This is a genomic window from Bacillus sp. SCT118 (assembly GCF_058566435.1).
In genome coordinates this window covers 589,768-614,308 of record NZ_CP191225.1, presented here as the reverse complement: position 1 = coordinate 614,308, position 24,541 = coordinate 589,768, and the positions used below count along the sequence as shown (strand labels likewise).

The following is a 24,541-nucleotide window of genomic DNA, read 5'->3' as shown; positions in this document are numbered from 1 at the left end:
ATACCTCTCATTATCATATCATACCTTTTGTTATTTCCAAAGAATTTGCAAATAAGAAAAACAAAAACCTTCCGCGGACATCACGGAAGGCTTCTCTTCATTATTCAGTCGGTTCAATTAAGCCATATTTCCCGTCATTTCTGCGGTACACGACATTTGTAAGGTTTGTTTCCGCATTTGTGAAAACAAAGAAATTATGGCCGAGCATATTCATTTGCAGGATCGCTTCTTCACTATCCATCGGCTTTAAATTAAAGCGTTTCTGACGGACGATATCCAAGCTCTCCTCCTCTTCTATGTCATCCTGAACCGCAATATCTGTATCAGAGCCAAGACCGTTTGCCAATAAATATTTTGGAGAGCCCTGCTCACGGAATTTACGGTTTACTTTCGTTTTATGCTTACGGATTTGACGTTCCAGTTTGTTTGTTGCGAGATCAATTGCGTTGTACATATCCTCGTTATGCACCTCGGACCGAAGCGCCAGATCTGTCATCGGAATCGTAACCTCAACCTTAGACTCCTTGTCATTGTAAAACTTCAAGTTGACGTTCACATCAGCATCCACGCTATGGTCAAAATAGCGCTCCAGCTTGCCGATCTTCCTCTCGACATGATCCTTTAACGCGGGTGTCACTTCAATATTTTCTCCTCTGATGTTATAGTTCATCAAAGAACGCCTCCCTTTTATTAAGGATATGTATCTATTTCTCTTTTACCCTTTACAATTCCTGCTGAAACATAAATCTTTTGTGAAAATTCAGTGAACTTTGTCGAATTTTGTTTGTATTTGCTCTGTTATTGGCGGTTCGGAGGTATATGTATATGCTGATTGAACGAAACAAATACCTCACACACGCCTAATTGATTAAAAAGGGTTCCATACATTGATGAATAGACAGCATCCATTTTCTATAATGAATCAGAAAATGTTCCTTTAAATACTCACAGAACTCATGAGAGGGAAAAGAGAAAGAGACCAATTGATCAAACTCCGCAAAAATTTGGTCAAATGCTTTCACACAAATTTCAGCACACCGCGAATCCATAATGAAGAGAAGTGTTGAATGTGTTGAATCCAAATAAAAAAAGGCTTGGATCAGATCTTGGTAGATCCGATCCCCTTCTGTTTTTGATAAATTCTCTTCAGCCTCTATCAAATAACACAACCCTTCTTCAATGGTAAAAAGAAGATGATAATAAGCTGATAAAAGCGTATAATCTTCAATGCTCTTCAAGGCACTCACCTATTTACGCTTGTCATAATATGTGCCGTCAATCGTAATGTTGTTATAAGGGTTTAAATACGTCGTATGCATCACACGTTTTCTTTTCATCTGCTGAAGTTCTGCTGCGATTGACTGCTTCAGTCGTTCCATTTCCTTCACAATAAGCTGATCCCATGTCAGCACTAGCTTCATCTGCTTTCGCTCTTCTTCTGAAAGCGGCAGAGATATCTCCTGAATCAGTTCAGACCGTTTAGCCACAAAGTCTTCAATTTGTTTTAAAAGCTCATCGCTTTCCGGCGTATTTTGTATGTGTGACAGCATACTCTTCGTCTCAGTGTATAGTTGATCTATGTTATTCATGCGATCCCGCCTGATCCGTGCCGGTCCTTCCGTTCACTTTGAATGGCTTGTTTCCAAGCATCGCGAAAATCTGTTACATAGCCTTCAACCTCAGCCAGCATGCCCGTATCATTTTTGATATTTGCCTGTACCAATCTTCGATACATATAATCGTACATCGCACCCATGGAAGCGGAAAGCTCTATGTTACGGTTAAGTGTAAAATTTAATTCCTGAATAATATTTTGCGCTTTAATCAGATTCTCATTTTTACGTTCCATATCATCATTCTCAATGGCCTGAGAGGCAAGTCTTATAAATTTTAAACAGCCATTATACAGCATAAGCGTCAGCTCCCCGGGTGTAGCCGTATTCACTGAATTTTGCTGATAGGCTGTATATGGATTTTGGATCGCCATGTGTCATCCTCCAAATTACATTTATTGTACAAGAAGCTGTGATAAATAGGACGCTTGTTCGTTCATTTTTTGAATCGCAGAATCCATTGCACTGAATTTTGAATAATAGCGGTTTTCTATTGTGGTCAACCGGTCCTGCATTTTGGTAATATTAGTGCTGATCGTGTTTAAATTTTTACCGATTGAATAATCATTGGTTCCCATTGTCGAGTTACCGGCTTTTGCTTCAATGCTTTTCACCGTACTTTTCAGGGTGTCACCGATGCGTTTCATAATCCCTTTATCACTATAGGCGCTGCTGTTCGACCCACTTGTAAATAAAGCGGCGACACTTTGCGGATCTTCTTGTATCTTAGCTTTCAGTTTGTCTTCATTAATCTCTAGATGTCCTCGCATTTGGTAAGCACCTGACGTTGTGATGCCAAATTCAGTTAATTGATAGGTTTTTCCATCCGCATTAACTTGAGAATAAAAATCAGTCCGCATTTGGTTCGTACCAGTGCTGATACTAGTATCATTTTTCAGCAAACCGCTTTTTGCCTTTTCCTCCCAGAGTTCTACCTCTTTATCGGTCATTGCTTCTTTTTGTTCACTCGTCAGCGGCGCATAGTCTCGGTATTTTTCTTCTTTCAGCTTTCCATTCAGGCTGTCAACCAGTTCATTGTATTTATCTACAAACTCTTTGATTTGGTTATAAATCCCGTCAACATCAGTAGATACAGATGTGGTAACAGGGCCTGTTGCTGCAGTTGTATTTTTAATTGTGTAGGTAACACCATTAACTGTAAAGTTGTTTGTCAGCTTCTCCATTTCAAAGCCGTTAATTGTGACTTTGGCATTTGTGCCTTCTTTGTAAGCAGTGAGCTTATTATCAGCATCCAAAGAAAAACCAAGCTGACCGGACATAAAGTCAGCTGTAGCAGAGTCTGCTGCCTGTATACTGCCTCCTGCACCTGTTGCTTTAGAAGAAAACGCAATTGTTTCTACGTACTCTGTACCATTCCAAATTTTATCTTTAAAAGCTGATACTCCTAGATCTGAGCTGTTAAGTTTAGAAATCACATTATCAATCGTATCGGCGCTCGTCACACTAATGTTCACTGTTTTTGCCGTTGTTTCGCCAGGCGCAACAACGTTAAATGCCAAATTGTAATCGCCTTGAGTGTATCCCGTATAATTGTTTGCCTTATACGTTGCTGCGGTTGCCAAGCTCGCCACTTCAACAGTAGAAGAAGAGTTTGCTGCACTTGCAGTTCCTGTAGCAGTTAAAACAGATTCGTTTGAACTTGTTACAGTTTTACTCTGAAACGTACTCGGATATGTCAGCTTATTATTAGACATATAATCTTGTAATTCTTTTATTTTTGAGTTTACTTCACGATAGCTGTCACGCTGCCATTCAAGAGTCTGCTTTTTTTGTGTCAGCTTATCAAGCGGCGCTCTTTCTGTCTGCATCAGCTTTGATACAATATCATCTATATCCATTCCTGACGCCAGACCTGTTATTCTTGTGACCATCTCAAACCACTCCTATTCTACTTTTTTTCATCTACAAATAACCCAAGAAATTCAGTCATAGCCGCATAAAAATCAAGCCACCGTTTTGGTGGAATTTCGCGGATCACTTCATTTGTAGAGTCCTCTATTACCTTTACATAGTATTCATTTAACTTGTCATGAAGCTCGAACTTCAGATGAACTTGCGAAGGTTCCAACAGCTTGTTCATTTCCCCCACCATTTCAGCAAGATTGGTATATGAAACTTGATGAACAGGAACCTCGTTATCATTATCTTTCTGATTATGTATTTGAGTATCATAACGATCCCAAACAGGTTGTAACGTAGTGAGCCTTTCAATGTTCAATTGATCATCCCCTATGCCCCAATCTATCGTTTATATCGACTAAATGGAGATAAGATTACACATATTTTTGGAAAAAAATCTTCTGTTTTAGATTTCTTGTTTGGAAATACATTTATAAAAAGTTAGTGGAGAATCCGGTTATTATATCATGAGTTAGTGACAGGATGAGGAATGATTCGGAGATAGAGATAGAAATATAAATTAAAAGACCCTGGCAACGCCAAGGTCTTTTTTAAAATTAACGTAACAATTGAAGTACGTTTTGCGGCTGTTGGTTTGCTTGAGCAAGCATCGCTTGAGAAGCCTGAGAAAGAATGTTGTTCTTTGTGAACTCGCTCATTTCTTTCGCCATGTCAACGTCACGGATACGAGACTCAGCAGCAGTTAAGTTTTCAGAAGAAGCACTAAGGTTGTTAATAGTGTGCTCTAGGCGGTTTTGTACCGCACCAAGTTTTGAACGTTGGCTTGAAACACTTGTAATTGCAGTATCGATTTTAGCGATCTCAGTGTCAAAACTAAAAGTAGCTGATGACACATCAATACCTTTTACTCCTAAAGTTGTCGCATCCATGTTGCCAATTGTAACATTAATATTTTGGGTAGCATTTGCACCGATTTGGAATGTAAAACCTGCTGTTACACTACCGTCTAGAAGTTTTTTTCCGTTAAATTCAGTACGTTGAGAAATTCCATCGATCTCTTCAGTTAAAGCATCCATTTCATCTTTAATTGCAGTTAAATCTTCAGGTTGCTGTGTGCCAGTGTTACCAGCTTGAACAGTAAGTTCACGCATACGTTGAAGAATCGCATGAGTTTCAGTCAATGCACCCTCAGCTGTTTGGATAAGAGAGATTCCGTCTTGAGAGTTTTTAGAAGCCATATCAAGACCTCTGATTTGTCCTCTCATTTTTTCAGAGATCGCTAGACCCGCTGCGTCATCTCCCGCACGGTTGATACGTAGACCTGAAGAAAGTTTCTCCATGTTCTTTTGCGCTGCACCATTGTTTGAAGACAAACGGTTCAGTGTGTTAAGTGCTGCGATATTGTGGTTAATTCTCATTGTTTTGTTCCTCCCTGAATATGTTGTTTAGGCACGTCCTTGTGCCTTATTTTTGTAACTGGCGGAGTCATTTGCGCCTCCTTCCGGCTACATCATTAATATCGGATTGTCTCTGATTTTGTTAATACAAAAATAAAAAAATCCTCACTTTTTTTGTGAGGATAATGCGGAGATCACATCGCTGGATAACGCTGCTGCACGGTTATTTTCTTCCTGAATGGTCAAGTAAATTTCTTTCCTGTGAATATCAATATGCTTTGGGGCGTCAATTCCAAGCTTCACTTGATCCCCCTCAACCGCAATCACTTTTACTTCAATATCAGCACCTATTTGAATCGCTTCGTTTATTTTCCGCGATAAAACTAGCATGATTCTCCTCCAATCGGATGCTTTGTCGTATATGAGGAGTCGTGTAAAACGACTTGCTTAGCCATCATGTTCTTGCGATTCACAATAATGGGAGCCAATAAATTCGCAGTAGACTTTTCAAATGGCTCTGCCATAGTCAATATCGTCATGACTTCTACGTCTTGAATATTATCGATATCCAAAAGTTCAGCAGTTGATTCATCAAGGTCAAATTCATAATTCTTAAAAAAGATAAACGGACTTACGACGATGAATGCAAGATTTTCTGAAGTGACGGACTGCAGTGCCACGAATGGAGAGTCTTCTGAAAGCGGAAGTATGACAAATTGTTTTTCTTCTAAAAAGCCTGGAATCCCGCTTTCAAAAAGAATGATTTGCTCTTCTTTTATGTTCATTTGGCCATGGTACTTCGTATGAATGATCATTGTTCACGATCCTTTTCTTTTTACTTTTCGGGTGATTCTTTCGGGTATTCTACATCTATATTTAAATCAGGGTATTGGAGCATGTCAACCTTAACATTTCCTGGCGTATATTCAACAATTGGCTTATGCGGCTCAGCCTGAATAACAGGCTTTCGCGGCGTAATCTGAACATCAAGCTGTGACGGAGTATATTGTATTTTCACCCTAGATAGAGAAGGAGCATAATTTTCGCCTAATTGAATTTGGTGCATTTCAGAGTTCCTCCTTGCTTGTGAAGCGATTGGGTTCCCCTTATTTTCAATCCTCATAAGCTCGTCGCCTTCTTCTGCAGTGCGTGCTATTCCCTCCATTACATCCTCATGCCCTTGTTGGGCGGCTTCTTCAATTCTCTTGAAAACATGCTTTCTGTCTAGTTCTTCCCATGCTTGTGTCTGGTCAATCGTGAGTTTTCCAGGTGTCACCGATATTTCCATTTCCGCACTCGGCTGTTCGATCTCTAGATCAGCTTGAGGCTGCTCCATTTTTAAGCTGGCAGGCGTCGTTGTTAAACCAATTTTTCCTTGAACACTATGCATAATCAATCTGGGAATCTGCATCACTCTACCTCCTGAACTATAAAAAAAGCGAACTCCTAAGAGCCGCTTACTTTAAAAAGTCAATCAATGTAGGCTGAACAATTTGCGCATTAACAGCCAGAGTAGCCCTGTGAACGCTTTGCTGCGCAATAAATTCAGTTATTACTTCTTCCAGTTCTACATCTTCATTATCTGATAACACTTTTGTAGCTGTTTCTTCTTGAGCTGACAGTCTTGTATTAACCAGTTCAAGACGATTATATCTCGCTCCAAGATCAGATCGTTCAGCACTCATGCCGTCAGAAAAATGATCAATATCATCTAAAACATTGTCCATGCCATCTAGCGAACCAGAATTTAGTGCTTTCTCAAAAGAATCAAGCATTTCAAATACATTTTGCCCGCTTTCAGAAGTGCCTCCAAAAGCTGACTTTGGATCTGAATTCACTTTCAATGACATATTATTTGATATATTGACTACGACATCAGCTGTATCAGAAATTGTATAAGTTCCGTCTCCGTTATCTGTAACCGGAGGCTTATCTGAATTTGTGCCATTAAAGATATATCTGCCGTTCACTTGTGTATTCGCAATATTTAAAAGCTGTTCCTTTAACTGCTTTACCTCTACGCCAATCGCTTGCCGTTCCGACTCGCCGTTTGTATCATTTTGAGCTTCAACCGCTAATTCTCTGACCTTTGACAAGATGTCAATTCCTTCTGTAATGTTTGTTTCTGTGTTTTCGAGCCAGGTAAAGGCTTGAGAAGCATTGCTTTTGTACTGCTGCACTTGAGACAGTTGCGTATTATACTTTAAGCTTTTCATTGCTACTACAGGATCGTCGGAAGCTTTTGAGATTTTTTTCCCTGAAGAAATCTGCGACTGGAGTTTATCCAGCTTCGAGTAGCTCGAACCGATATATCTCAGTGAGTTTTGCTGTATCATGCCTTGTGTTACTCTCATGTGACTCTACCTACCTTCCTCCAACACCCATGCCGTTGATCACTTTATCAAGTAATTCGTCTTGTAAAGTCACCATTCTTGCAGCTGCATTGTATGCGTGTTGGAATTGAATCATATTCGTCATTTCTTCGTCTAAAGAAACTGCGCTCATTTGCTGACGGTTTATGTCAGCATCATTTAGCTGTGTTTCTGTATTAGACGCCAGTCGATTAGCCTCTTGAGCTTCGATCCCTAGCTCGCCAATCAGACCCGCATAATAATCTAAAACACTAGTTTCTTTACCGTTAATGGTTATTTTACCGGTTAAAACATTTGCTAATTTTGTAGCATTTGCGTTATCGTTGGCTGCACCAGTCAGTGAGAAAGCAATGTTTGCGCCTTTTGAATCTATTATGCTGTCAGCCACTTTGATCTTGCCCGCCGCGCCCTTGGCAGGTTCAGTTTCACCGCCAGTAAAATCAAAAAAGTCTCCGCCTTGTTCACCGCTCTTGGTCACACCATTTCTGTGCACTTCATTGAAAGCTTTCGCGAATTCAAGCGCCATATTGTCAAGATCAGAAAGCATTTCCGGGTATACGCCCTTTTCTTGGCCATCTGCTGTTATATACCCGTAAGACTCTATAAATCCTAAAAGGGATCCCTTGCTGCTGAAGGACTCCGCCTGCACAGCTGTATCTCCGATTGAAATACTTGATACTAACCCAGTTTCATTATCATAGTTGGCTGCAAGTTCTGAAACCTCGTAATTTTTACCGTCCAAAACAGTTCCTAGCGACTGTTTATTCTTATCAAGGATTTCAATTGATACAGTTCCTTCAGCAGATGCAAGTGCATTCCCGCCTGATTTGTTGTAGCTGACTTTGATATCAACCATTGAGGATAATTTATCGATCAGCAAATCTCGCTGGTCATATAAACCATTCGGAAGAAGCCCGACCGGCTCTACTTGTGCAATTTGCTTATTTAAACTGTTTAATTGAGAAAGCAGAGAATTGACATCCAACACAGTTGTATTTAGCTCTGCTTTTAAATTCGATTGGACATTTGTAAGTGATTCAGAAATATAATTAAACGTTTCAGCTACAGCTTGTCCTTTTCGAGCAACAACAGAACGTGCACTTTCTTCATTTGTATTATTCGATAATTCCTGCAGAGAATTCCAAAACGAATTGAGCACACTGTTCAAGCCGCTGTCATCCGCTTCATTTAAAACGCCTTCCATTTGGGACAGAGCTTTGGCCTTCGTGTCATAGTATCCGGCACTGTTGTTTTGAAGACGGTATTGGTAGTCAAGAAAGATATCTCTTATTCTCTCAACTGATTTTCCTTGAACGCCCGTACCCATTTGTCCCGCTGTTTTTTCTGCGTTTTTAGATACAGCAGGGAAATAGTCAGTTGCCTCCAATGAGACCCGCTGTCTTGTATAACCATCAGTATTGGCATTTGCCACGTTATTTGCAGTAGTGCTTAACGCTGCCTGCTGAGCGCTTAACGCCCGCCTTGCAGTTTCAAGCCCCATAAAGGTAGATGTCATTTTCTGAATTCCTTTCTGCTAAGCTTTTGAATCAAACAGTTTCATTTGGCTGCTTTTCGGCAGCTCAGCTTTAATTGATTTGCTGTAATTGAAGTTATTTTCCTTAGGAACCAGCATATCGTACGAAATAGAGATGAATTGCAGCGCGTCTCTTGTCAGCTGCCTATTCATCTCATTTACTTTTTTCAGACGTCCGAGAACTTGAGAAAGAGATTCGTATAGTTGTTCCAGCTCTTCCTTTTCACTGCCTGAGGTTTTGGCGATACATGCGGAAATAGTATTATTTTCGCTATATCCGAGAAAGGCCGAAGTTGTTTTGATCCGGTCATCTTCTGTCTGCGTGATCGCTTGAATATATTTTTGCTCTTTTGTCAAAATGTTAGAAAGCTCTTTTGTTTTGCCGGCTTTGAGCGCTTCCGTCTTTTCTTCAGACAGCGTGAGCAGGTGCTCATGCAGAACGCAAAGTCGCTTCAATTGTTCAATAATTGCCTTCGCTGACATGGGCTTTCTCCTTTTTTATTGCTTTTTATAAAAATTAATCATATTTTTCGCGATATGATTTGCGTCTACTTTGTATGACCCGTTTTCAATTTGCGCTTTAAGCTGCGCAATTTTTTCCTGTCGTGAACCAGCGACTGCGTCGGATGCATGTTGCATTTCTTTAGCCTGTGATGAAATTTCAATTTTATCTTGAGGCTGTGCAGCAGTTTTTTGCACCGCTTGCTTATCATAATTTTTTTGATATGGATTAACGGATTGTGTTCCAAATTGATTGATTTTCATAGGATTCCTCTCGCTTTCCGTTGCAGTCTTTAAACAATCTTAACCCTTTTATCGACTGCGTTTTCAGTTAGTTTAGGGAATCAGCTGTTTTTGGTATTATAGGCATAGTATGTGTCTTTTTTACTATTTTCTTTCTCGATTTTCAGAGCATCCTCGTGGTTCAAATGATCCATTTGATCCTTAATATCGGACTGGCAAGCCTTGCAGAACTTGCCTTCTCTAATCGATGTCCCGCACCTTTCACAAGGGTATGCCAAATTAGGAAGATGAGTGATCTGAATTCGCTTCTGCCTGATGAATTTCAATATCAGCTCTTCTTCCACACCTGTTTCCTCAGTTATCCGGCTCAAAGTTGATTGCCGATTTTCCTGTTTTCTTAAAAATTTATAGACAGTCTCAAATGATTTTTCTTCTTCCTTAATACACGCCTGACATACGGTTTGCAGCTTTGTTTTTAAAAATAAAGCATTGCATTTCGGACAATTCGCCAGTTCTCCCATCTTTTTTTCTCCTTATTCAATAATATGCCTTTGTCAATTTCTAGTGATTATATCGGCATAAAAACAGAATCATTTAGCTTCTGATCAAGGTAAAAGATGCCACTGAAGCGGCTTTTCCTTTTTCTAATAAGCAGCGGGCTGCGAAGTGCAAGGTGGCGCCTGTTGTATAAAGATCGTCTATTAAAATGATATTCATACCTTCTGCTGAATTATTTTTTGTATCAAAAATGCGCTCTGACAGCAGGCGTTCTGTTTTCTTTTTCTTTGACTGTTTCTCATTATTCAGGCGAATGAGGGGATGGTGGGAAGGCCGGTCTAAACATTCTGCCAAGAGCTGTGCCTGGTTAAATCCGCGCTCTTCTTCCCGTTCCTTGCTCAGCGGAATAGGTACAAGAACAAAATGCTTATCGGGGTAAACCTTAGAAAAGGTTGAAGAAAAATCACTTTTAAATGCATTTATGATTTCTGCATCTCCTCTAAATTTAAAACGGGAGAGCGTTTCTTTCATCATATCATTATATGTGTAAACTGAACGGTTTTGACGCAATAGCAAACTGTCTCTGATCCTTGTTCTCCACACCTCGCAATCCCTGCATACGGCATGAACAGATTGAGGTCTGCCGCACAGAGTGCAAATATGTCCTGTGATTTTATTTAATTTGCTTCTGCAAGAATAACAAACCTTTTCATCAGGCTTTAATAAAAAAAGGGCTCTCCATGTAACATCTTGAGAAAATTGCGAATCACATAATAAACAGATCAGTTTATGAATGCCTCCTCCTGCTTCGTTTGACATAAATCGCTTGGACTCTCTGAAACTACAGCAGCAGATTCAGCCAAAATGACAAGCATTGCTGTGTTTTTTTGTTTATCTACCAGCTCAGCTTTCGTATATGCGATCTTTTTAAGATCAGTAACGTAGGATGGACTCACTTTGTTTAAAGAAAGTGCCAATACATCGTTTTGGCATACTTGGCAAGTACAGGCCATATGAAGCTGGTCCATATATCGGTCGAGCAGTTCTTTCATTACGATTTCTTTTGAATTGACAAGCATTTTTACAGCTCCTCATCATCGGTTATATGAGTATACTGTACCACGTTTTCAAATAATGGCTAGTCTGTACATTCAACTTTTGCTGCCAATTCATTCATTTCTTTTATATGCTTTCTTGCATCGAGCATACTCTTTGTTTTGCCGAAGTGAAAGAAAATGACATCGCCGTCCGCATATTCTTTATGCCGGCCGGTTCTTCCTGCAATTTGAACAAGTGCGCTTTCCGTAAAGATAGGTGATTCCGCTCCTAGTACACCCGTTTGCACCTTGGGGACTGTGACGCCTCTTTCCAGTATTGTTGTTGTGATTAATAGATTGAGCTGACCATCTCTGAATTGCTGCACTTTCTCCTTTCTATGCTTGTCTTCCGCGTGCACAGATGCGGTTCGGCAATGAACACCTCTAAAACACGCAGCAGCCTTTTCCAGAATAGAAACGGAAGGAACGAATAAAAAAACAGGCCTCCCTTCTTTTACATGAAACTCTATCCATCTTTTCACCGCTGGCGGAATTTTATTTCGGTTTAATTTCTTCTTCCAGTTTCCACACCATACAAAGCGCGGTTCGGGTAAAGGTTTCCGGTGGTGTCTTGCGGGGATGCGAACTGAATGTAACTGTCCGTTCAGTGCTTTTCTTTTTAATTCTTTAGGAGGTGTTGCACTTAAATAAACGAGGGTGCTGTTTTTCTTTCTTGCTTTTTGAACAGCGAATTGAAGGGTTTGATCAGCAGAATATGGAAAAGCGTCAACTTCATCAATGATCATAACATCGATTGCATCTTTATATCGCAAAAGCTGATGCGTAGTGGAAATCATAAGCGGAGATAGCCGCCCTTTGTCATCGCTTCCTCCGTAAAGCGCTGAAATGTCAGCACCCTGAAAGGCAGCCTTGAGTCTTGGAGCAAGCTCTAATACAACATCGGTGCGAGGTGTTGCAATACATACACGCAGTCCTTGATTTAACGCTGATTCAATACCAGGAAACAGCATTTCTGTTTTGCCAGCGCCGCAAACCGCCCAGATGAGGAGCTCTTCTTTTTTTGATATTGCTTCAATTAATACATTGGCGGCTTTTTGTTGTCCGCTTGAAAGCTTGCCATCCCATGTCAGTTTAATTGACTTCCAGTTTGGTTCATTTTCCTCTTCCCATGAATATAAAGGAACCTCCTCACTCACTCTGCCCATCATGACACAGGAACGGCAATACAGCTTATTCTTTCCAGATGAGTGATAAAAAGAAAAATACCGCTGATCAGTTTGGCCGCACCTATTACATCTATATCCCCGTTTATTTATGGATATAGAATTTTCAGCAGTGATATATCCATTCTTGATATGCCATTCAATCATCTCATCGGAAAATGAGAGTTCAGTCCTGAGCAAATGACGGCTCCGAAGCGTCTGCTGCAATTCTTTTGAAAAGGAACTGTTTTTTTCAACTGGCACATTCACATAGCACGCCTCCTTTCGAGACAGTATGCCTGAATGAATATTTTCTGTCCAACTATTAAAATAAGAATATAAAAAATCTCCGCTCTAAAAAACGGAGATTCTACATTATTTAAAACACCAGCAAATTCCTAACGCACCTTCACCCAAATGAGTGCCGATTACCGCGCCAAAATAGCTGTTATAAAATTCAACATGAGGATATTTTGCAGAAAGCTCTTCAATGATTTTCGCTGCTTCTTCCTCTCGATTAGCGTGGATAACAGCAGCTCGCATAGGCAACCCTTTACTCGCATCTTCGTCTAAAAGCTCATAAATACGCGAAATTGCTTTTTTACGTGTGCGAATCTTCTCAAAAGGCACAATTACCTTATTGTCAAAATGAAGGATAGGCTTTACCTTTAGAAGACTACCAATGAAGGCTTGGGCGCTGCTTAATCGCCCGCCGCGCTGAAGATGAGCTAAGTCATCTACCATAAAATAAGCTCGAACTGTTTTTTTCATTTCTTCCAGTTCTTTTATAATATCTTCCGGCGATGATGCTCCGTTTTTGATTAATTCAGCAGCTTTAAGGGCATAAAAGCCTTGAGCCAAGCAGCTGATCTCTGAGTCAAATGGATACACATCAATATTGTCGACCATCGAATCAGCCGCTGCTGCACTGCTGAATGTTCCGCTGATCCCGCTGGAAAGATGGATACTGATAACCGCATCATAAGACTTGCCAAGCTCTTCATACAACGCAACCAGCTCGCCGATTGGCGGCTGAGAAGTCGTCGGGAGCTCATTATGTTTTTTCACTTCTTCGTAAAAGCTTTTCCAGTCCAACTCAATTTCTTCACGGTAAGTCTCCTCCCCAAAAACAACCTGGAGAGGGATCATATGTATCTGATGTTGTTCACGCATTTCTTTCGGAATATATGCCGTGCTGTCTGTTACGACTGCAATATTCATAGCTTCGATACCTGCCTTATTGCTTTATAACTCTATTGTAAGGGAAACGGCAGCCTAAAAAAAGACCTGCCTAGAAAAAGGCAAGTCTCCTATTATACTATCTCATTTCTACCCAACCATTTTTAATGGCGACCACAACGGCTTGCGTCCGGTCGTTTACATTCATTTTTTGTAAAATATTGCTGACATGGTTTTTAACGGTTTTCTCACTGATAAACAATGATTCACCAATTCCGCGGTTGCTTTTTCCGTCTGCAAGCATCTGCAGCACTTCACATTCCCGCCTAGTTAAAATATGTAATGGTCTGCGGATTTCAGGGTAAACCTCATGTTGAGGGTGTGCAGAAACTCCGCTTGTTGCAAGGCGGCGGAATTCGTTAACGAGGTTGTGAGTAACCTTCGGATGGAGGTAAGATCCGCCCTCAGCCACTACTTTAACCGCTTCAATTAATGTATCAGCATCCATCTCTTTCAGCAGATAACCTCTTGCACCTGTTTTCAGGGCATGTGTTACATAATTTTCGTCATCGTGAATTGATAGAATAATTACTTTAGATTCAGGATACAGCTCTACAAGCTGTTTTGTAGCTTCCACACCATTTACGTTTGGCATATTGATATCCATGATCACAACATCAGGATGATAGTGCTCAACAATACGAGCCGCTTCGTCTCCGTCATCACCTTCGGCTACCACTTCAAAGGTAGGTTCAAAATCCAATATCCGTTTAACACCTTCACGAAATAACTGATGGTCGTCGATAATAACAATGTTTACTTTAGTCACAAGCCACGCCTCCTTGTATTATTGTTCTATATACTCTAGCATTCGGTCAATATGCCTTTTGGCTCTATTTTACAAATCATAGTCAAAGAGATAACGGAACCTTAATCATAATAAATGTCCCAAGACCTATTTTCGAATCTATTGTCATCGTTCCTTCCAATAAATCTACTCTTTCTTTCATGCCCAGCAAGCCGAATGATTTGTTTTTCTTCTCTTTCGCTTCCTTCAGGTCGAACCCTTTACCGTTATCTTTTATCATTAAAATCACAAAATCCTTTGTGATCTCAACTTTGACTGTAATTTCTTCAGATTCAGAATGCTTTAGCGCATTAGACACAGCTTCCTGTGCGAGCCTGAAGAGCGCAACCTCAAACTGAGGCGCTAGCCTCTGATCCTCTGTTTCTCCAATGCACTGAAAATGTATTTTGACCTTCCCGTTATATTCCTCGGTTGTATATAGATATTTTCTTAAAGTTGGAATCAGGCCTAGGTCATCAAGGGCCATCGGTCTTAAATCATATATAATCCTTCTCACTTCGTAAAGGGCATTCCGAACATTTTGGCGTAGATTTTTAATTTCTTGGAATCCGTCCTCTGCGCCCCGGTCACGGAAAATCCGCTCGATTAATTCCGATCTCATCATAACATTCGCCAGCATTTGAGCGGGTCCGTCATGGATTTCTCTTGAGACTCTTTTTCGCTCTTCTTCCTGCGCCTCAATAATTCTTAAGCCGAAATCCTGTTTTGCCTGAGCATCAGCAAGAAGCAGTCCAACTTCGCGCAAATCCTGATTCAAGTAGTTGAGCACAACTGTAATTTGGCTTACTAATGATTCTGACCGCTCAATGATTTCCTGAAGCCCTAGCAATCTGCGCTCCAAATCGTCCCGCCGTTCGCGCAATTGCTTCTCACGCTGCTGGATCATCGTCAATTCTACCTGCAGCTTATGGGCTTTTTCATAAGCATTGCGGATCTCCTCTTCACTGAATCTATGAAAATTACGGCTGACCTCGGATAAACGGTTTCTCGCATGGCGGGTTTGCACTTCAAGTTTATCGCCAAGCTCGATCACTTCATACACCTGCTGTTTAATTTGTTTCAGTTCTTCGACCAGCTGTTCATACTGCTGGCGTGACTGCTCCCCAATTTGAAAAACCTCGTCCTTGCTCCCGTCAACGGTTTTCAGCATCTTCATCAAAATAGAATCCAGCACTTTGGAATCCATCTTTGTTTTATTCATAATTTCCCTCCGTCACGGCGTTGTCATATATTTTTATTATAAATGTAATTGATCTGCAAATTATGTCGAATTATAATGAAAGAATGCGTATATTCTAGAAAAAAACATTTTTATATACTATCTACTCTTTATGATACCAAAATACGCACAAAAATTCTAAAGACTGTACGAATTTGTATAGGCAGTCTTTTATGCTTAGCAGGAGGGTCAGCTAGCATGCTGCACAGCTATTTTACTGTGAAAGAAGCAGGAGAACACGAGATTGTTATAGAAAAATCGCGTTTTATCTGTCATTTAAGCCGTGTTTCTACCGAACAAGAGGCACAGGAATTTATACAGAAAATAAAGAAACAGCACTGGAATGCGACTCATAATTGCTCGGCTTATGTTATTGGCGAGAATGATCATATCCAAAAAGCCAATGATGATGGGGAACCAAGCGGTACAGCGGGAGTGCCGATGCTCGAGGTTTTAAAAAAACGCAGACTGAAGGATACTTGCGCCGTCGTTACACGCTACTTCGGAGGCATTAAGCTTGGTGCTGGCGGATTAATTCGTGCTTATGGGAAATCAGTGTCTGAAGGATTAAATCATATAGGTGTTGTAGAACGGAAGCTTATGCGAATCATGCATACTTCTGCAGATTACACATGGCTTGGCAAGATTGAAAACGAATTAAGGGAGTCACAATTTCTGTTAAAGGAAATCCATTATTCAGAAAATGTTGAATTCGAAACATACGTCGAAGAAAAAGAAACAAACGCTTTTTCTGAATGGATGACGGAACTGACAAATGGAAAGAGTGATATTAAAGAGGGAGAGTTGACGTATCTTGAAAAAGCCGTCAATCACATAAAGGAGACTGAATAATGGCTGAACGCGTTAGAGTGCGTGTGCGAAAAAAGAAAAAGAGCAAACGCAGGAAAATTTTAAAAAGAATTATGTTATTGTTCGCCCTTGCACTATTGGTAGTTGTAGGGCTTGGCGGGTATAAACTTTATAAAACCATTAACGCTGCGGATGAATCGTACGATGCCCTATCCCGCGGGAATAAATCAAATCTTCGCAACGAAGTTGTAGACATGAAGAAAAAACCGTTTTCTATTTTATTTATGGGAATAGAGGATTACGCGACTAAAGGACAAAAAGGGAGATCAGACTCTCTTATTGTTGTTACCCTGGATCCCAAAAATAAAACCATGAAAATGCTGAGCATTCCGCGTGACACACGTGTGCAATTAGCTGGTGACACAACGGGAAGCAAGACGAAGATCAATGCCGCTTACAGCAAAGGCGGTAAAGATGAGACAGTTGAAACTGTTGAAAACTTCTTGCAAATCCCGATTGATAAATATGTCACAGTTGATTTTGACGGATTTAAAGATGTGATTAATGAAGTCGGCGGTATTGATGTTGACGTGCCTTTCGATTTCGATGAAAAAAGTGATGTAGACGAAAGCAAACGGATTTACTTCAAAAAAGGCGAGATGCATTTGAACGGCGAAGAAGCCTTAGCATATGCCCGGATGAGAAAACAGGATAAACGCGGAGACTTTGGCCGTAATGACAGACAAAAACAAATCTTAAACGCGCTGATTGATCGAATGTCAAGTGCAAGCAACATTGCTAAAATTGATAAAATCGCAGAAAAAGCCAGCGAAAACGTTGAAACCAATATTCGCATTACTGAAGGTTTAGCGCTTCAGCAGATTTACAGCGGCTTTACCAGCAAAAAAATCGACACATTGAGCATTACAGGTTCTGATTTGTATTTAGGGCCTAACAACACATATTACTTTGAACCTGATGCTACAAATCTCGAGAAAGTCAGAAAAACGCTTCAAGAGCATTTAGATTATACTCCTGATACAAGCACTGGCACTTCCGGTACCGGAAGTGCCACAGACGGGACTGACAGCTCAAGCAGTTCTGGCAGCACTGGCACAACAACTGACGGGACGACGAGCGGAAGCAGCTATTCGAATGACAGCAGCACAAGCTCAAACAACAGTACAACGAATTCAACAACTGATTCATCCTATTAAAAAATGCCCGGTCCTTTTAGAGGATCGGGCATTTTTGCGCAGAAAAAAACTCCGGCACATAAGCCGGAATTTTTAATTCCTTTTCACCAGCCGTTTATAAAACTTTGTAAACGGCTTAAATTTTTCATTCACGAGTCCTGTCACTTCTGCTATGATTTGCATAAAAATAATTAAAATGAAGATAATAAACAAAGAAAGCCAAATTGTGGCACTTTTAAGTACAATCGCACTGATACTGAAAATAAATCCAATCAAATAAATAACTAAGACCGACATCCGATGTGAAAGGCCAAAGGCCATCAGTCTATGGTGAATATGCGACTTATCAGGCGCTGAAATCGGCTGTTTGTTTAATATTCTCCTGATGATAGCAAATGTTGTATCAAAAATCGGTACGCCTAATATAATAATCGGGATAACGATACTGAACAATGTGACACTTTTATACAGGCCTAATAATGAAAGAATCGAAATACTATACCCTAAAAAAAGTGATCCCGTATCTCCCATAAAGATTTTTGCCGGGTGGAAGTTGTAAAACAAAAACCCCAGCGTGCTGGCAATAACGACTAATGAGAGTGACAGAATGAGCACTTTTCCGCCGGATAGCGCCATGACAGCGATCGTGGACAGGCCGATAACAGAAAGACCGGCAGCAAGGCCATCCAATCCATCAATCAGGTTAATTGCGTTCGTGATGCCGACAATCCATAATACCGTCAGCGGATAAGCCATCCACCCTAACTCAAACCGTTCTGTTAAAAAAGGTACTGAGAAAAAATCCATTTTTAAGCCAGTGCTTACAATCATAATGGCTACACCTAATTGAATCAAAAACTTAACTTTTGCACTTAATTGATATTTATCGTCAAGAATACCTAACACAATAATGATGAATGCTCCGACTGTAATTGCCGTCATCCTTGTTTCTGTGTAAATACCGGATGCAAGCACGCCTGCAACCACCCCGATAAATATGGCCAGCCCGCCCATGCGGGGCATGATTTTGTCATGTACTTTTCGATTGCTGGGCTGGTCAACTGCACCTATTTTAATCGCAATCCTTTTTACGATTGGGGTTATGATTAAAACTGTCAGCAGCGAGACAATAAACGCAACAACAATGCGAATCATGCGTTCGTCAAGCATAAAGAAGTCTCCTTTGGAATTAAATGAAGTCTTTATTTATATAGAGAACCGTTCCTTCCATTATACCTTCTCCTTAGTTATTATAACAAGCTTCATCAAAAAGAAACACGTATAATCAAAAAACGCGCATCCCAATTTATAGGACTACGCATGTTTTTGAATCCCTGTATATTTCATAATTTGTCTAAATAAGCAATTCCAATCTTGTGTGCGAGCGATGTTTCGGCGCATTTCTTTATAGGTTTCGTCTCCGTTTTGTTCGAGAACTTTTTCACAAGCTGCTATAAAATCAATTGGATGATCACCTTCTACATATTCGTATACATACGGCTTTTGCATTTTTGAGGTTGACGGAAGATTAGAGCCGACGACAGGTTTTCCTGCCGCTAAAAATTCAAATAGTTTCAGCGGAAATACAGCTTGATTATACGATGATTTTTTATAAGGCATGATGCCAATGTCGATAAGCTCCATAAAATGCGGAACTTCTTTCGGATCTGCCGGGCCGGTCCATATGACATTTGGAAGCCTCAGCAGCTCTTGAAACGAAACGTCACCATTGGTGGCATCCGGGCCAACCCATAAAAATGTCCAATCAGGCTTTTGCAGGGCGGCTTCTTCAATCATTTTAAAATCGAGCTTCGGTTTAATTCCGCCGATAAAACCTAACACTGTTCCTTCTCTCCCCTGCAGTATACTGCGATCGGGAGCTTGTTTATTTGCAGAAAACAGCTCATACTCCACACCGTTTTCCACAGTATGAACCTTCTCTCGTCCTGCAGTCAGTTTTTTGTCTACTTCCTTGTGAAGATAATCTGATGAACAGGTTATTGAATCTGCTCGTTGTATAATTCTCAGCTCTGCCGATTTAATGACTTTTCGCCGAAATTCAGACAGCAGATTTGAGCGGCCGCTGATCGGCGCCGCCCATAAGTCACTGCAGTCATAAATGACCTGATCCCAAGGATACAGCGAAGACAGCAGCGGGAATCCGGGAAACGTGTACCATAAACAGCAGCGTTCACCGTTTGCAGAAGCTAATGTAAGCTCATCGAGTAATGGGGAGAGCTTATGTCTGTAAAAGACATCTGTATATCGTCCGAAACGAAACATTTTTTTCTGCAGCAGGTCTTTGACAGCGAATTGCCTGATGCCAGAATGGACTTCCTGAAACTCTTTCCCTTGGGCACGCGGAGCCGGACATACCCAAATAACTTCCTTCGTTTCCTCCTGAGCAGCTAAAAATTCTGCCAGCCGGTGCCTTCTGTATCTCAATTGGTCTTTTCCCCATTCAGCAGTGGCAACGATGACATGAATGATTGCTTCTTTTGTTTCCACCTTCATCACCTTTTCTCTCTGTTTGCGGCTATAATCTTTTTTTTACCGCGTTTTTTGCATATTGAACAAAACACCATGTTGCTTTCATAAAATGAAGCCGTTCGATCTCCCTGTAGACAAACCACGTTTTTTTCGCAGCCTTCCATTTGTTGCTGGAAATTGAGTTATTGACAAGCCGATATTCAGCCAGGCATTCATTCATTCCATAGGCAGTAAATCCTTTTTTTAAAAGAGACAGCCATGTGGCTAAGTCCTGTCTCGTTCTGATATTCGGCATTTGGATCTGTCCCGTTTGCTCCCTGTCAATCATCACCGTCAAGCAGCCGATAATTGTATTTTTCAGGGCGTCATCGTACGTCAGGCTTTCCGGCGCATGAATAAATTTATCGAGTGGGGTCCCGTCCTGCGCCATTAAGCTGTAGCCCGTGAAAGAAAACGCACAGGAGCGCTCCATCATAAACTCAAGCTGCTTTTCCAGTTTGTCTTTTTTCCATTTGTCATCACTGTCCAAAAATGCTACGTAGCGCCCTTGAGCGCGTTCCAACGCTTTGTTGCGAGCAACCGCAGCTCCGGAGTTCTCTTCCAAATACACCACATGAATTCTTTCGTCTATTTTTTCATACTGCTGTAAAATGTCGCGGGTCCCATCCGTTGAGCAATCATCCACGATAATCATTTCCCAATGAGGATGGCTCTGATCTAATACCGAATGAACCGTGTCTTCAATATAGTCACGCGCATTATAGGAAGGTGTAATGACAGATACGAGAGGTTTCCAATTGGTCATGATCACATCTCCATCGTATGATTTTAAAAGGATTCTCTGAAAAATTCAGGAATGACAACGAACATAAAGGCAATCGTAAGGCCAATCATAACGCCGAGAACTGCTTTCTTTTTCGGAGACATTCCGCCGCCTGCTGTCTCACTTACGGTTTCGGAATCAGTAACACTTGCCGCTTTCAGGTTAAGCTGTGTGTTTTTGAGCTCATACAAAAATCTCTCTTTATCCACTTTGGAATCCTCGCTCACCGACTCGCCTTCAAGCGCGTCTATGCTGCTGCGGATGACGGCTTCTCTTTCTGCATACAGCTTTTGATCGTTTTTGAGAAAGGTGGAGGATATGGCGTTTAAGACAGATTCCGTTCTATCCTTATCCTCGTCGCTATAGCTTAAAGTCAGTAACGATTTGGATTCCGTTTTGATGGTAAGCTTCTCTTTGATTTCTGCTACATCTTCATCCTTTTCATCAGGAAGCGCCTCCTTCAAAAAAGAGTCGCTCTTTAGCAGAAGCGGAATCTCTTCTGTGCTGTTATAAACCGGATGATCATAGCTCCCCACAGCCAAAGTATCTTCAGCTGTATAGCTCTTTTGATCAGCGATCTGTGACGGCAGGATATACCCCGCCGCACCTAATATAATTGGCACCGCTATGATCCAAATGATATTTTTTTTTATGCGACGGGTTATTCTTATCAATATATCGTTCATATAAGTCTCCCTGCTTTTTGTAGTCTGTTTATCTGTACATCAGCTCAGGCATTTGTCTGGACCGCCTTAACACATTCACGGCGGCGATGACGAGCGCCATAAACACCCAATGGAAAAATAAATTTGAAACAGAGCTTGGGCTGATACTTGATACCAGGAAACTGACCATAGCGGTAATAAGTCCTTCTGTGATCAGTTTTGACTGATTTTCTAATTTTCTTTCATAAAACTTGTAAAGCACCCATATGAGGTAGGCATAAACGGACAGATATCCCAGCATGATGAACAAGCCAAAATTAGCAAGAATTTCAACAAGCCAGTTATGCACCTCTGCCACATTGTCAGTATCATATACAGCATAATGCTCAAGATAATAGGATACATTTCCTGCTCCGACTCCGAATCCGTATGAATCAAGGAAAAAATGCCAAGCGTTTTTCAGCAGATTTGCCCGAGCCACATTTGATGGAAGCCTGTCATGAAATGAATGCAGCGTCTGCGGGGCCAGAAACAGCTCCCAAAACTTTGAATAGATTTTGCTGGCGAAAAGAACCGCGAAAAGAGCAATTCCTGCCGCCGACAGCCATATAGCCATTTTCTTTAAAACAGGCGGCAATACAATGAAGATGTAGACAGCAATACCTGCAAAAATCCCCAGAAGGCTGGCTCTTGAACCAGTGGCAAAAATTAAATACAACGCACAGAGCGAGAGCACAAGGCCAATTGCCTTGATGTATCCATTCTTAATGTTTTTCATCATCGTGATGTAAAAAAAGAAGCTGATGGATAAAAAGGTCGCAAAGTCATTTTGATTAAAAAAGACCGATGTCGGATAATGCTGCTTATACTCCGGTCCGCTGTACAATGTGGAACTCGCAAGATGATGGTGGGTGATATGATTGTAAAAACCAATGATCATCAGAAATACCGTCATCACCAGCCAAATGGCATAAACAATCATCAGCCGCTCCATTTTTTGCACGTACATGACAATAAGATAAATGAAGAAAATTCCCATTGCCAATAAGGCTAAATACTTGAGGCCAACTGTTACCGACTTGGCCCACAGCAGAGAAACAAGGCCATATATAAACCAAAAGGCGAAAAAGAGCAATATCCCTTTTACTTGCAGCCCATGCCATCTTTCAATATGGGTTCGATTCCGAACCATGCCGAAAATATGAAGGCAACCCGCTGCAATGAGCAGAAGCCGGTAAAGGAACAAACTGAAAAATCCAAGATGTATAGCGAAAAATGCATTATTTAAAAAAGTGCAGCCGATCAAAATATAGATTACAGCCATAAAGAGCCGTTCTCTTGTTGTAAATGCGGTTGCAAGCGTCAGTAAAAACAGGCCAATTGCCAACACCGCAAGCACAGCAGCCATCTGCATGAAACCTATATCTTTATGGATGGCTCCCAGCAATAGGACGACTCCAAATATAGCAGCGGCCAGTAACGCTAGCGTATGGACCGCTGATCGTTTGATACTCACATGTTTAACCCCTTTCCTGATGTTTCAGGAGCCGGCGGCCGAGCCTAGCAGCCGGCAGCTTCAACCAAGTAACACTTTTTCTTTTTATAAATTGACGCTTCCCAAGTCTTTAGCCAATTCTTCAAGCGGCAAGCCCGGAAAATACTTTTCAGAGGGTTCCGTTCCCCGAACAGCGGGACGGCCGATAGAGTGATAAATGTATCCGGCTGCCTGCATCTCTTCAAGTGAAAATAAATTTCTGCCGTCGATGATGACTGGCTGTTTTAAGAGGGTTTTCACTTTTACAAGCTCCATTTCTTTCACTTCCGGCCAATCCGTTAAAATCAGGCATGCATCAGTGTCTTCAATCGCAGCATACACATCTGTGTAATACTCGACCTGTTCGCCAAGGATCGCTGAAGCTTCAGGAATAGCAATCGGATCGTATGCTTTTACATGGGCGCCCAGCTGCTGCAGCATTGGGATAATATCAAGCGCTGGAGCTGATCTCACATCGTTCGTATTCGGTTTGAAGGCTAATCCCAGGACTGAAATAGTTCTCCCTTTGACGCTTCCCATAACAGTCAAAAGTTTATCTACAATATGAACACGCTGCTTTTCGTTCGTTTCAATGACAGCTTCGATGAGCTTGAATGGATAGCCTGCCGATTTTGCGATTTGAAGCAATGCGGTTGTATCCTTTGGAAAACATGAACCGCCGAATCCTATACCCGCTTTAAGGAACTTTCTGCCGATACGGCTGTCAAGACCAACACCATCAGCAACTTTTGAAACGTCTGCGCCGACTCGCTCACAAATGTTTGCGATATCGTTGATAAAGGAAATCTTTGTCGCCAGAAATGCATTCGCGGCGTATTTAATCATTTCTGCACTTTCTAGGTTTGTTTTAATGACAGGAGCATGGAATGGCTGATGAAGTTCCTCAATAATGGCAGCGGCTTTATGACTTGTTGAACCAATCACGGCACGCTCCATATTCATCGTGTCATGAATCGCTGACCCTTCCCGAAGGAATTCAGGGTTAGATACAACATCAAATGAGTATCTCCCCTTTGAGGCTTTTTGAACGATAGATTGCACCAGTTTCCCTGTTCCAACCGGGACTGTGCTTTTATTTACGATCACTTTGTAGCCGTTAAGATGCTCACCGATTGTTTTCGCCGCCGCTTTGACATACGTTAAATCAGCTTCACCTGTTTTGGACATAGGCGTTCCGACTGCAATATAAATAATATCTGAGGCCCGAATGGCGGACGGGATATCGTTCGTAAAGGTCAGGCGCTGATCCAGCACATTTTTTTCAACTAAGTCTGCAAGCCCTGGTTCATAGATTGGGATTACCCCATTTTTCAGACTTCTGATTTTTGATTCATCGATATCACAGCAAACAACTTTATTGCCGATTTCCGCAAAGCAAGTGCCTGATACGAGTCCTACATAACCTGTTCCAATGACAGCTATTTTTTTCACAGCGCT

At 41.2% G+C, this 24,541-nt stretch carries 29 protein-coding genes; 2 read left to right on the top strand and 27 right to left on the bottom strand.

Annotated features, from left to right (window positions below; all coding sequences use genetic code 11):
- Window positions 1-100: 100 nt before the first annotated feature.
- The 21 genes from hpf to degS form a co-directional block, all read right to left on the bottom strand.
- Complete coding sequence (gene hpf, locus ACQVGT_RS03080) at window positions 101-670, bottom strand: ribosome hibernation promotion factor (protein ID WP_003228031.1); 570 nt, start codon at window positions 668-670, stop codon at window positions 101-103.
- A 190-nt stretch (window positions 671-860) separates the two neighbouring features.
- The gene (locus tag ACQVGT_RS03075) at window positions 861-1,238 is read right to left on the bottom strand and encodes a DUF8042 domain-containing protein (RefSeq protein WP_003244377.1); all 378 of its coding nucleotides are present in this window, start codon (window positions 1,236-1,238) and stop codon (window positions 861-863) included.
- 9 nt (window positions 1,239-1,247) lie between these two features.
- On the bottom strand, window positions 1,248-1,589 hold the full coding sequence (gene fliT / locus ACQVGT_RS03070; protein WP_014481040.1) for a flagella biosynthesis regulatory protein FliT: 342 nt from the start codon (window positions 1,587-1,589) through the stop codon (window positions 1,248-1,250).
- Window positions 1,586-1,987, bottom strand: coding sequence for a flagellar export chaperone FliS (gene fliS / locus ACQVGT_RS03065; RefSeq protein WP_014481041.1), 402 nt, complete (start codon window positions 1,985-1,987; stop codon window positions 1,586-1,588). The genes fliT and fliS overlap by 4 nt, the downstream gene beginning before the upstream one ends.
- Window positions 1,988-2,008: 21 nt before the next feature.
- Window positions 2,009-3,505, bottom strand: a complete 1,497-nt coding sequence (locus ACQVGT_RS03060) for a flagellar hook-associated protein 2 (protein WP_015384779.1) — start codon at window positions 3,503-3,505, stop codon at window positions 2,009-2,011.
- 17 nt (window positions 3,506-3,522) lie between these two features.
- Window positions 3,523-3,852 (bottom strand): flagellar protein FlaG, encoded by a 330-nt coding sequence (gene flaG, locus ACQVGT_RS03055; RefSeq protein WP_009968250.1) that lies wholly within the window; start codon window positions 3,850-3,852, stop codon window positions 3,523-3,525.
- 238 nt (window positions 3,853-4,090) lie between these two features.
- Complete coding sequence (gene hag / locus ACQVGT_RS03050) at window positions 4,091-4,912, bottom strand: flagellin Hag (RefSeq protein WP_029725988.1); 822 nt, start codon at window positions 4,910-4,912, stop codon at window positions 4,091-4,093.
- Between the two features lie 144 nt (window positions 4,913-5,056).
- The gene (gene csrA, locus ACQVGT_RS03045; protein ID WP_003219727.1) at window positions 5,057-5,281 is read right to left on the bottom strand and encodes a carbon storage regulator CsrA; all 225 of its coding nucleotides are present in this window, start codon (window positions 5,279-5,281) and stop codon (window positions 5,057-5,059) included.
- Complete coding sequence (gene fliW / locus ACQVGT_RS03040) at window positions 5,275-5,706, bottom strand: flagellar assembly protein FliW (protein WP_003228007.1); 432 nt, start codon at window positions 5,704-5,706, stop codon at window positions 5,275-5,277. The genes csrA and fliW overlap by 7 nt, the downstream gene beginning before the upstream one ends.
- 20 nt (window positions 5,707-5,726) lie before the next feature.
- Window positions 5,727-6,302 (bottom strand): DUF6470 family protein, encoded by a 576-nt coding sequence (locus tag ACQVGT_RS03035; RefSeq protein WP_015384781.1) that lies wholly within the window; start codon window positions 6,300-6,302, stop codon window positions 5,727-5,729.
- Window positions 6,303-6,348: 46 nt separating this feature from the next.
- Window positions 6,349-7,245 carry a flagellar hook-associated protein FlgL gene (gene flgL / locus ACQVGT_RS03030; RefSeq protein ID WP_014478126.1) on the bottom strand — a complete coding sequence of 299 codons (897 nt, stop codon included), beginning with the start codon at window positions 7,243-7,245 and terminating at the stop codon, window positions 6,349-6,351.
- Window positions 7,246-7,255: 10 nt separating this feature from the next.
- On the bottom strand, window positions 7,256-8,779 hold the full coding sequence (flgK, locus tag ACQVGT_RS03025) for a flagellar hook-associated protein FlgK (RefSeq protein WP_015384782.1): 1,524 nt from the start codon (window positions 8,777-8,779) through the stop codon (window positions 7,256-7,258).
- Window positions 8,780-8,797: 18 nt separating this feature from the next.
- Window positions 8,798-9,280: a flagellar protein FlgN gene (flgN, locus tag ACQVGT_RS03020; protein WP_014481048.1), complete on the bottom strand. Its 483-nt coding sequence runs from the start codon at window positions 9,278-9,280 to the stop codon at window positions 8,798-8,800.
- A gap of 15 nt (window positions 9,281-9,295) precedes the next feature.
- Entirely contained in the window at window positions 9,296-9,562 is a 267-nt protein-coding gene (gene flgM / locus ACQVGT_RS03015; RefSeq protein WP_015384783.1) for a flagellar biosynthesis anti-sigma factor FlgM, read from the bottom strand.
- An 80-nt stretch (window positions 9,563-9,642) separates the two neighbouring features.
- The gene (locus ACQVGT_RS03010; RefSeq protein ID WP_003227995.1) at window positions 9,643-10,062 is read right to left on the bottom strand and encodes a TIGR03826 family flagellar region protein; all 420 of its coding nucleotides are present in this window, start codon (window positions 10,060-10,062) and stop codon (window positions 9,643-9,645) included.
- Window positions 10,063-10,135: 73 nt separating this feature from the next.
- Window positions 10,136-10,858, bottom strand: a complete 723-nt coding sequence (comFC, locus tag ACQVGT_RS03005; RefSeq protein ID WP_015384784.1) for a comF operon protein ComFC — start codon at window positions 10,856-10,858, stop codon at window positions 10,136-10,138.
- A complete protein-coding gene (gene comFB / locus ACQVGT_RS03000) occupies window positions 10,822-11,118 on the bottom strand; it encodes a late competence protein ComFB (RefSeq protein WP_015483764.1) in 297 nt (98 codons plus the stop codon). The genes comFC and comFB overlap by 37 nt, the downstream gene beginning before the upstream one ends.
- Before the next feature lie 59 nt (window positions 11,119-11,177).
- Window positions 11,178-12,569 carry an ATP-dependent helicase ComFA gene (comFA, locus tag ACQVGT_RS02995; protein ID WP_015384785.1) on the bottom strand — a complete coding sequence of 464 codons (1,392 nt, stop codon included), beginning with the start codon at window positions 12,567-12,569 and terminating at the stop codon, window positions 11,178-11,180.
- A 105-nt stretch (window positions 12,570-12,674) separates the two neighbouring features.
- Window positions 12,675-13,520 (bottom strand): DegV family protein, encoded by an 846-nt coding sequence (locus ACQVGT_RS02990; protein WP_003227986.1) that lies wholly within the window; start codon window positions 13,518-13,520, stop codon window positions 12,675-12,677.
- A 97-nt stretch (window positions 13,521-13,617) separates the two neighbouring features.
- Window positions 13,618-14,307, bottom strand: coding sequence for a two-component system response regulator DegU (gene degU, locus ACQVGT_RS02985; RefSeq protein WP_003219701.1), 690 nt, complete (start codon window positions 14,305-14,307; stop codon window positions 13,618-13,620).
- Between the two features lie 82 nt (window positions 14,308-14,389).
- Window positions 14,390-15,547 carry a two-component sensor histidine kinase DegS gene (degS, locus tag ACQVGT_RS02980; RefSeq protein ID WP_003227983.1) on the bottom strand — a complete coding sequence of 386 codons (1,158 nt, stop codon included), beginning with the start codon at window positions 15,545-15,547 and terminating at the stop codon, window positions 14,390-14,392.
- A 216-nt stretch (window positions 15,548-15,763) separates the two neighbouring features.
- Between degS and ACQVGT_RS02975 the strand changes: the two genes are divergently transcribed.
- Both ACQVGT_RS02975 and tagV read left to right on the top strand, forming a co-directional pair.
- Window positions 15,764-16,417, top strand: a complete 654-nt coding sequence (locus ACQVGT_RS02975) for a YigZ family protein (RefSeq protein WP_003227979.1) — start codon at window positions 15,764-15,766, stop codon at window positions 16,415-16,417.
- Window positions 16,417-17,592, top strand: a complete 1,176-nt coding sequence (gene tagV, locus ACQVGT_RS02970) for a polyisoprenyl-teichoic acid--peptidoglycan teichoic acid transferase TagV (protein ID WP_015251114.1) — start codon at window positions 16,417-16,419, stop codon at window positions 17,590-17,592. Before ACQVGT_RS02975 ends, tagV begins: the two co-directional genes overlap by 1 nt.
- Window positions 17,593-17,664: 72 nt before the next feature.
- On the opposite strand, the gene ACQVGT_RS02965 is transcribed toward tagV, so the two are convergent.
- From ACQVGT_RS02965 to tuaD, 6 genes are all read right to left on the bottom strand, one after another.
- The gene (locus tag ACQVGT_RS02965; protein WP_003227975.1) at window positions 17,665-18,741 is read right to left on the bottom strand and encodes an MraY family glycosyltransferase; all 1,077 of its coding nucleotides are present in this window, start codon (window positions 18,739-18,741) and stop codon (window positions 17,665-17,667) included.
- A gap of 144 nt (window positions 18,742-18,885) precedes the next feature.
- Complete coding sequence (gene tuaH / locus ACQVGT_RS02960; RefSeq protein ID WP_080030751.1) at window positions 18,886-20,079, bottom strand: teichuronic acid biosynthesis protein TuaH; 1,194 nt, start codon at window positions 20,077-20,079, stop codon at window positions 18,886-18,888.
- 28 nt (window positions 20,080-20,107) lie between these two features.
- A complete protein-coding gene (gene tuaG / locus ACQVGT_RS02955) occupies window positions 20,108-20,866 on the bottom strand; it encodes a teichuronic acid biosynthesis protein TuaG (protein ID WP_003242619.1) in 759 nt (252 codons plus the stop codon).
- 23 nt (window positions 20,867-20,889) lie between these two features.
- Window positions 20,890-21,570: a teichuronic acid biosynthesis protein TuaF gene (tuaF, locus tag ACQVGT_RS02950; protein ID WP_015483768.1), complete on the bottom strand. Its 681-nt coding sequence runs from the start codon at window positions 21,568-21,570 to the stop codon at window positions 20,890-20,892.
- 28 nt (window positions 21,571-21,598) lie between these two features.
- Window positions 21,599-23,065, bottom strand: a complete 1,467-nt coding sequence (gene tuaE, locus ACQVGT_RS02945; RefSeq protein ID WP_041518083.1) for a teichuronic acid biosynthesis protein TuaE — start codon at window positions 23,063-23,065, stop codon at window positions 21,599-21,601.
- Window positions 23,066-23,149: 84 nt separating this feature from the next.
- Window positions 23,150-24,535: a UDP-glucose 6-dehydrogenase TuaD gene (tuaD, locus tag ACQVGT_RS02940; RefSeq protein ID WP_047183590.1), complete on the bottom strand. Its 1,386-nt coding sequence runs from the start codon at window positions 24,533-24,535 to the stop codon at window positions 23,150-23,152.
- Window positions 24,536-24,541 lie beyond the last annotated feature (6 nt).